Annotated in this window: 9 protein-coding genes; 4 read left to right on the top strand and 5 right to left on the bottom strand. The window is 74.7% G+C overall.

What is annotated here, in order from left to right:
• The first annotated feature begins 1 nt into the window (after position 1).
• Complete coding sequence (locus VGB14_10765) at positions 2–550, top strand: RNA 2'-phosphotransferase (protein ID HEX9993399.1); 549 nt, start codon at positions 2–4, stop codon at positions 548–550.
• On the opposite strand, the gene VGB14_10770 is transcribed toward VGB14_10765, so the two are convergent.
• Positions 516–1,373: a phosphatase PAP2 family protein gene (locus VGB14_10770; protein ID HEX9993400.1), complete on the bottom strand. Its 858-nt coding sequence runs from the start codon at positions 1,371–1,373 to the stop codon at positions 516–518. The two genes, VGB14_10765 and VGB14_10770, sit on opposite strands and share 35 nt — an antisense overlap.
• Here VGB14_10770 and VGB14_10775 point away from each other — a divergent pair.
• Together VGB14_10775 and VGB14_10780 are read left to right on the top strand one after the other, a co-directional pair.
• Positions 1,330–2,001, top strand: coding sequence for a phosphatase PAP2 family protein (locus tag VGB14_10775; GenBank protein HEX9993401.1), 672 nt, complete (start codon positions 1,330–1,332; stop codon positions 1,999–2,001). The two genes, VGB14_10770 and VGB14_10775, sit on opposite strands and share 44 nt — an antisense overlap.
• Before the next feature lie 8 nt (positions 2,002–2,009).
• Entirely contained in the window at positions 2,010–2,837 is an 828-nt protein-coding gene (locus VGB14_10780; GenBank protein ID HEX9993402.1) for a DUF1206 domain-containing protein, read from the top strand.
• A gap of 4 nt (positions 2,838–2,841) precedes the next feature.
• Here the strand turns inward: VGB14_10780 and VGB14_10785 are convergent, their stop codons facing one another.
• The 4 genes from VGB14_10785 to ccrA are packed head-to-tail and all read right to left on the bottom strand — an operon-like array spanning position 2,842 to position 6,397.
• On the bottom strand, positions 2,842–3,468 hold the full coding sequence (locus tag VGB14_10785; GenBank protein ID HEX9993403.1) for an MBL fold metallo-hydrolase: 627 nt from the start codon (positions 3,466–3,468) through the stop codon (positions 2,842–2,844).
• Positions 3,465–4,553 carry an S-(hydroxymethyl)mycothiol dehydrogenase gene (locus VGB14_10790; GenBank protein ID HEX9993404.1) on the bottom strand — a complete coding sequence of 363 codons (1,089 nt, stop codon included), beginning with the start codon at positions 4,551–4,553 and terminating at the stop codon, positions 3,465–3,467. The genes VGB14_10785 and VGB14_10790 overlap by 4 nt, the downstream gene beginning before the upstream one ends.
• A 3-nt stretch (positions 4,554–4,556) precedes the next feature.
• The gene (gene mce / locus VGB14_10795) at positions 4,557–5,033 is read right to left on the bottom strand and encodes a methylmalonyl-CoA epimerase (protein HEX9993405.1); all 477 of its coding nucleotides are present in this window, start codon (positions 5,031–5,033) and stop codon (positions 4,557–4,559) included.
• Positions 5,030–6,397 (bottom strand): crotonyl-CoA carboxylase/reductase, encoded by a 1,368-nt coding sequence (gene ccrA / locus VGB14_10800; protein HEX9993406.1) that lies wholly within the window; start codon positions 6,395–6,397, stop codon positions 5,030–5,032. The genes mce and ccrA overlap by 4 nt, the downstream gene beginning before the upstream one ends.
• 122 nt (positions 6,398–6,519) lie before the next feature.
• Here ccrA and VGB14_10805 point away from each other — a divergent pair, with 122 nt between their 5' ends.
• The gene (locus VGB14_10805) at positions 6,520–7,704 is read left to right on the top strand and encodes an acetyl-CoA C-acetyltransferase (protein ID HEX9993407.1); all 1,185 of its coding nucleotides are present in this window, start codon (positions 6,520–6,522) and stop codon (positions 7,702–7,704) included.
• Positions 7,705–7,814 lie beyond the last annotated feature (110 nt).

A 7,814-nucleotide genomic window follows, 5' to 3' on the forward strand; every position in this document is an offset into this window, starting at 1 on the left:
GATGGCCGACCGGGCGTCCCGCTGGCTGGCGTGGGCGCTCCGGCACGCGCCGGACGAGGCCGGCGTCCGCCTCGACGCCGGCGGGTGGGCCGACGTCGACGAGGTCCTGGCGGCCATGCGGCGGGCCGGGCACCGGCTCGACCGGGCCGGGCTCGCGAGGCTGGTCGCCGCCGACGCGAAGGGCCGCTACGCGCTCGACGGGGACCGGATCAGGGCCAACCAGGGCCACTCGGTCCCCGTCGACCTCGGCCTCGAGGCCGCGGTGCCGCCGCCGGTCCTCTGGCACGGCACCGTGGCCCGGGCCCTGCCCGCCATCCGGGCCGGCGGCCTGCGGCCGATGGGCCGCCACCACGTCCACCTGTCGCCCGACCCGGGCACGGCGAGGGCGGTCGGCGCCCGGCGGGGCCGGCCGGTCGTCCTCCGCGTGGACGCGGCGGCGATGGCGGCCGCCGGCCACCGGTTCTGGCGGTCGGCCAACGGGGTGTGGCTGGCCGAGGCCGTCCCGGCCGCGTTCCTCACGGAGGAGGGCGGGGCGTCGGCGCGCGGGTGAGGCGGGGGCCGAAGGCGACGACGCAGGCCGTCGTCCAGGCCAGGCCGAGGAACGACCCGGCGACGACGTCGGTGAGCCAGTGGACGCCGAGCAGCACGCGGGTGGCGGCCACGACGACCACCACCACGGCCACCGCCACCCCGAGCATGGCCCGTGCAACGCGGCCCCGGCCCCGCCCGAGCACGACGGCGACGGCCGTGAACGTGGCCGCCGCGGCCGTGGCGTGGCCGGACGGGAACGAGAGCCCGGTGGCGTGCACGAGCTGGAGGACCGCCGGCCGGTCCCGGCCCACCAGCACCTTGATCGAGTTGGCGAGCAGGTTCTGGCCGGCCACGACGACGAGCAGGAACAGCGCCACCCGCCCGTCCCGCCGGCGGGCCCACGCCACCGCGGCGACGACGGCGGCGACCGCCGCCACCACGAGCGTGCTGCCCAGCTGGGTCAGCGCCTCGAGGAGGCCCTTCACCGGCTCGGCGTGGTCGGCGCCCCACCGGGCCGCGCCGGCGTCGAAGCGGTAGAGCCCGCGCTCGCTGCGGACCATCTCGAGCACGGCGCCGAACGCCGCGCCGGCCACCACCAGGACGGCGACGGCGACGGTGAGCACCAGCCCGGTCGCCTCGGCCCGGTCGAGGCGGCGGGCCAGCGCCGGCGGGAGCCGGTCGGTGCGCGCCAGGCGGACGGCGGCGACGACGGCCACCACGACGGCGGCGACGGCGATGACCACGGCGGCCGCGGCCGCCACGGGCTGGACGGCGAGGGATCGGGGTACGTGGGTGGTGATGCCCCCAGTCTCCCGCTGGAGCGCCCGGCGGGTCGCGCTCACGCTCGTGCTCGTCGCGCTGGTCCTGTTCGGGCTGGGCGTGGCCGCCGGCTCGGCCGTCGAGGCGGCCGACGACACCTCCCTCGGGCGGGCCGACGTCGACGGCAGCCGCTGGTTCGAGGACCACCGGACGTCGGCCTGGAACGCGGTCACCGACCGGGTGACGGACCTGGCCTGGACGCCGCTGCTCGTCACCGTCGCCGGCCTGACCGCGCTCGTGGCCTGGCGGGTGTGGCGGCGCAACCGGGAGGCGCTGTTCGTCCTGCTCACCGTGGGCGGCGAGATCGGCGTGTTCGTCGCCGTGGCCGGCGTGGTCGACCGGCCCCGGCCGCCGGTCGAGCGCCTCGACGACGTCGCCGCCACCGCCAGCTTCCCGTCCGGGCACACGGCCGGGGCGGTGGCCTTGTACGGCGCGCTCGCCGTCCTCGCCGCCCTGCACCTGCGGCGGGCCGCCGTGCGGTGGCTGGTGATCGGGGTGCTGGCGCTCGTCCCGGTGGCCGTCGCCCTCTCCCGGCTGTACCGGGGCATGCACTACCCGACCGACGTGGCGGGCGGGGCCGTCGTCGGCGGAGCGTGGCTCGCCACCGTGGCGGGCACAACGCTGGCAAGCAGAACGGAGCGTGACCGATGACTTCCGCCGTGACATCCGCTCGGGGCCAGGCAGGGAGGGCGGCGGGCCAGGCCGCCCGCAGTCCGTGGGTCGAGGGGCTCGGCCGCGTCGGGCTGTTCGCCAGGGGGGTGGTGTGGATCCTCGTGGGCGTCCTCGCCATCCAGATCGCGCTCGGCGACACCGGCGAGCGGGCCGACAAGGACGGGGCCCTCCAGACCGTCGCCGAGCAGCCGTTCGGCAAGGTCCTGCTCGTGATCCTCGCCGTGGGGTTCGCCGGCTACGCGCTGTGGCGCCTCGTCGAGGCGTTCGTGGCCGACAAGTGGGGCAAGCGCCTGAGCAACCTGGCCCGGGCCGCCGTCTACGTCGCCCTGCTGGTCAGCACCATCCCGTTCATCACCAGCGACTCGTCCAACGGCAACGGCAACGGCAACCGCGGCCAGGAGGACCAGTGGACGGCGAAGGTGCTCGACGCGCCGTTCGGCCGGGCGCTCGTGATCGCGGCCGGCCTGGCCCTGATCGCCCTCGGCCTGTGGATGGGCTACCGCGGGTGGGAGAAGAAGTTCGTGAAGCACCTGAAGACCGGCGAGATGAGCCCGGCCACCCGCACGTGGACGATCCGCCTGGGCGTGGCCGGCCACCTGGCCAGGATGGTCGTGTTCGGCGTGCTCGGCTGGTTCCTGGTCAAGGCCGCCCTCGACCACGACCCCGACGAGACCAAGGGCCTCGACGGTGCCCTCCGCACGGTGGCCGACGCCGCCTACGGCCCCTGGCTGCTCGGCCTCGTCGCCCTCGGCCTCGTCGCCTTCGGCCTCTACTCCCTGGTCGAGAGCCGCTACCGCGAGGTCCTCGGCTCCTAGCCCGTCAGTGGCCCCTGGCGATCCAGGCGTCGAGGTCGGGGGCCTCGGCGCCGATCGTCGTGTCCTCGCCGTGGCCGGTGTGGACGACCGTGTCGGGCGGGAGGGTCAGCAGGCGCGACCTGACCGACTCGACGATCGTCGGGAAGTCCGAGAACGACCGGCCGGTGGCGCCCGGGCCGCCCCGGAACAGGGTGTCGCCCGAGAACACGACGCCGCCCTCCTCCCACCACAGGCACACGCCGCCCGGCGTGTGGCCGGGCGTGTGCAGCGCCACCAGCTCGGCCCCGGCCACCGTGAAGCGCTGGCCGTCGGCCACGTCGGCGTTGGGCCGGCCCTGGATGACCTGGTCCCAGAGCGGCAGGTCGGCCGGGTGGAGCAGGATCGGCGCGCCCGTCGCCGCGGCCAGGTCGGGGGCGGCGTTCACGTGGTCGTTGTGGCCGTGGGTGCAGACGACGGCCCGCACCCAGCGCCCGGCGACGGCCTCGAGGATCGGCCCGGCGTCGTGGGCGGCGTCGATCACCAGCACCTCGTCGTCGTCGCCGACGAGCCACACGTTGTTCTCGACCTCGAAGTCCTGCCCGTCGAGCGAGAACACCCCGCTGGTGCGGACCCGCTCGACCCTCGCGGTCACTCCAGCACCACCACCGAGCGGAGCACCTCGCCCCGCTGCATCTTGGCGAACGCCTCCTCCACGTCGTCGAGGCCGATCGTCTCGGAGACGAACCCGTCGAGGTCGAGCCGGCCCTGGAGGTAGAGGTCGACGAGCATCGGGAAGTCCCTCGTCGGCAGGGTGTCGCCGTACCAGGACGGCTTGAGCGCCCCGCCCCGGCCGAACAGCTCGATCATCGGCAGGTCCACGACCATGTCGGGCGACGGCACCCCGACCTGGACGAGCGTGCCGGCCAGGTCGCGGGAGAAGAAGGCCTGCTTCAGGGTCTCCGGCCGGCCGACGGCCTCGACGGCGACGTCCACGCCGAACCCGTCGGTGAGCTCCTTGATCGCCTCGACCGGGTCGGTGCTGCTGGCGTCGACCACGTGGGTGGCGCCGAATCCCTTGGCCCACTCGAGCTTGCGGGCGTCCACGTCGACCCCGATGATCGTCCTCGCCCCGGCGAGGGCGGCGCCGGCGATCGCCGCGTCGCCCACTCCGCCGCAGCCGAAGACGGCGACCGTGTCGCCCCGCTGCACGCCGCCGGTGTGGAGGGCGGCCCCGAGCCCGGCCATCACGCCGCAGCCGATCAGGCCGGCGGCGGCCGGCCGGGCCCTCGGATCGACCTTCACGGCCTGCCCGGCGGCGACCAGGGTCCGCTCGACGAACGCGCCGATGCCGAGGGCGGCCGACAGCGGCGTGCCGTCGGCGAGGGTCATCTTCTGGCGGGCGTTCAGGCTGGCGAAGCAGTACCAGGGCCGGCCCCTGAGGCACGACCGGCACGTCCCGCACGGCGCCCGCCACGCGATCACGACGAAGTCGCCGGGGGCGACCGAGGTGACGCCCTCGCCGACCTCCTCGACGATCCCCGCCGCCTCGTGGCCGAGCAGGAACGGGAAGTCGTCGGTGATGGCGCCCTCCCGGTAGTGCAGGTCCGTGTGGCACACCCCGCAGGCCTGGACCCGCACGACGGCCTCGCCCGGGCCGGGGTCCGGGACGACGACGGTCTCGACCGTGACCGGCTCGCCCGCGGCGCGGCTGACGACGCCCCTCGCCTCGGTCGGCACCCGCTACTCCTGGACCAGCTCGATCAGCGTCCCGAACGCGCCCTTGGGGTGGACGAACGCGACCGTCGTGCCCCGGGAGCCGGGGCGGGGCGCCTCGTCGATCATCCGGCCGCCGGCGTCGACCACCGCGGCGAAGGCGGCGGCGCAGTCGTCCACCCGGTAGCCGATGTGGTGGAGGCCCTCGCCCCGCTTCTCCAGGAACTTGGCGACCGGCGAGTCGTCCCTCGTCGGCGTGAGCAGCTGGACGTAGGAGTCGGCCACCCGCAGCAGGGCCTCCTCCACGCCGTCGCTCTCGACGACCTCCCGGTGCTCGACCAGCGCGCCGAACGCCTCCCGGTACCAGTCGATCGCCGCGCCCAGGTCGTGGACGGCGATGGCGACGTGGTCGATCTCGGTCAGCAGCGCACCGTCGCCCTGGCCGCTCTGGCCGACCTCGTCCTCGTCGTCCTGGCCGGGCATCCGTGCCGTCAGCGGGCTCATGCGTCCTCCTCCTTCGCGGCGGCCGCCGCGGCGTGCCGGCGGAACAGCGTGAGGCGGTCCTCGCCGACCGCCGCCCGGCGCTCCTCGTCCTCGACGCCCAGGCCCTCCTCGGGCGCCAGGCACAACACCCCGATCTTGCCCTCGTGGCGGTTGCGGTGCACCTCCAACGCCGCCTCGCCCACCCGCTCGAGCGGGTGGACGGCCGACACGATCGGGACGATCCTCCCCTGGTCGATGAGCTTGTTCGACGCCCACGCCTCGGCGTAGTTGGCGAAGTGGCTCGACAGGATGCGCTTCAGCTTCATCCACAGGTGGCGGTTGTCGTACTCGACCATGTAGCCCGAGGTGGCCGCGCAGGTGACGACCGTGCCGCCCCGCTTGGCCACGAACACCGAGGCGCCCATGGTCTGGCGGCCGGGGTGCTCGAACACGATGTCGGGGTCCTCGCCGACGAGGCCCCTGATGTCCTTGCCGAACCGGCGCCACTCGGCCTCGTCCTGGGTGTGGTCGTCGGACCAGAACCGGTAGCCACCGGCCCGCCGGTCGATCACGGCGTCCACCCCGAGCTCGTGGAGGAGCGCCGCCTTGTCCGGGGAGCTGACGACGCCGACGGGGATGCCGCCCCCGTTCAGCACGTACTGGCAGGCGTAGCCGCCGAGCCCGCCGCTCGCCCCCCAGATCAGCACGACGTCGCCCTGCTTCATGTCCGCCCCGTTCCGGCTCACGAGCATCCGGTACGAGGTGGCGTTGCACAGCCCGTTGACGGCCGCCTCCTCCCAGGTGAGGTGGGCCGGCTTCGGCATGAGCTGGTTGGCCTTGACGACGGTGAGGTCGGCCAGGCCGCCGAAGTTCGTCTCGAAGCCCCAGATGCGCTGGTTGGCGGCGAGCATGGAGTCGTCGTGGGCCGTCGGGTCCTGGTCGTCGACGTAGTTGCAGTGGATGACGACCCGGTCGCCCGGCTTCCACAGGCGGACGGCGGACCCGACCCGCAGCACGACGCCGGAGGCGTCGGAGCCGAGCACGTGGTAGGGCAGGTCGTGGCGGGCGCCCCACACGCTCTCCTTGCCGAGTCGCTTCAGGAACCCGAAGGTGGGCAGGGGCTCGAAGATCGACGTCCAGACCGTGTTGAAGTTGATGGCGCTGGCCATGACGGCGACGTACGCCTCGTCGGGGGCCAGCTCCGGCACCGGCACCTCGTCGACGTGGATCGACTTGCGCGGGTCCTTGTCGGCCGAGTCGATCCCCTGGAACATCTCGACGTCCTCGGCGCGCACGAGGGCGGCCCGGTAGGACTCGGGCAGGGGCAGGGCCGCCAGCTCGTCGCCGGGCGCGCCGGCCTGGATCGCCTCGAGGATGGGCTGCATGGCCGGAGGTTACCGACCGGGCCCCGCCCGCCTCCAGAAGCGGGGCCGGCCGGCCGGCCCGGACGCCGCCGCCGGTACGCTGCGGTCGCCGTTTGCTCTCGCCCGGCTCGAAGGGAGTCGTCATGCCCGGTTCGGTGATCGTCAGCGGGGCCCGCACGCCGATCGGCAAGCTGTCCGGCTCGCTGGCGTCGTTCTCCGCCATGGACCTCGGCGGGCTCGCCATCAAGGCCGCCCTGGAGCGGGCCGGCGTGGCCCCGGACGCCGTGGACTACGTCCTCATGGGCCAGGTGCTCCTGGCCGGCCAGGGCCAGATCCCGGCCCGCCAGGCGGCCATGCGGGCCGGCATCCCGATGACCACCCCGGCGACGACCGTGAACAAGGTCTGCCTGTCCGGGCTCAACGCCATCTACCTGGCCGACCAGATGATCCAGGCCGGCGACGCCGACGTGGTCGTCGCCGGCGGCATGGAGTCCATGACGAGGGCGCCGTACCTGCTGCCCCAGGCGAGGGCCGGCTACCGCATGGGCAACGCCGAGATCCTCGACGCCATGATCAACGACGGCCTCTGGTGCGCGTTCGACCAGGTCCACATGGGCGGCGGCACCGAGCGCTACGCCGAGGCCATGCGCATCGACCGGGGCCGCCAGGACGAGTTCGCCGCCCTCTCCCACGAGCGGGCCGCGGCGGCCGCCAAGGACGGGCGGTTCAACGACGAGGTCGTGCCCGTCGAGGTCCCCCAGCGCAAGGGCGACCCGATCCTCGTCGAGACCGACGAGGGCGTGCGGCCGGGCACGACGCTCGAGTCGCTGTCGGTCCTCCGGCCGGCGTTCGCGGCGTCGGGGACCATCACCGCCGGGAACGCGTCCCAGATCTCCGACGGCGGCGCGGCCGTGGTCGTCGCCTCCCGGGCGGCGGCCGAGCGCCTCGGCGTCGAGCCCCTCGGCGAGGTCGTCGGCTACGGGCAGGTGGCCGGGCCGGACACGTCGCTGCTCCACCAGCCGTCCCGGGCCATCCGCCGGGCGCTCGAGCGGACGGGCGGCTCCGTCGGCGAGATCAACCTGTTCGAGATCAACGAGGCGTTCGCCGCCGTCGGCATCGCCTCGATGGACGACCTCGGCATCGACAGCGAGGTCACCAACGTGAACGGGGGCGCCATCGCCCTCGGCCACCCGATCGGGATGTCCGGCACGCGTCTGGCGCTGACCCTCCTCCTGGAGCTCCGGCGGCGGGGCGGCGGGCTCGGCGCGGCCGCCCTGTGCGGCGGCGGCGGGCAGGGCGACGCCCTCCTGGTGCGCAGCCTGGCCTGAGCCTCGGCTCCTCCCGAACGGTCCGTTCCGGGGCCGGCGCCCGACGGCGCCGGCCCTCGGAATTTTTCTGCTCAGCGTGGTTTCACGGCCGCGCGGCGCGGGTACGACCA

The organism is Acidimicrobiales bacterium, from assembly GCA_036399815.1.
In the GTDB taxonomy this organism is placed as follows: domain Bacteria; phylum Actinomycetota; class Acidimicrobiia; order Acidimicrobiales; family DASWMK01; genus DASWMK01.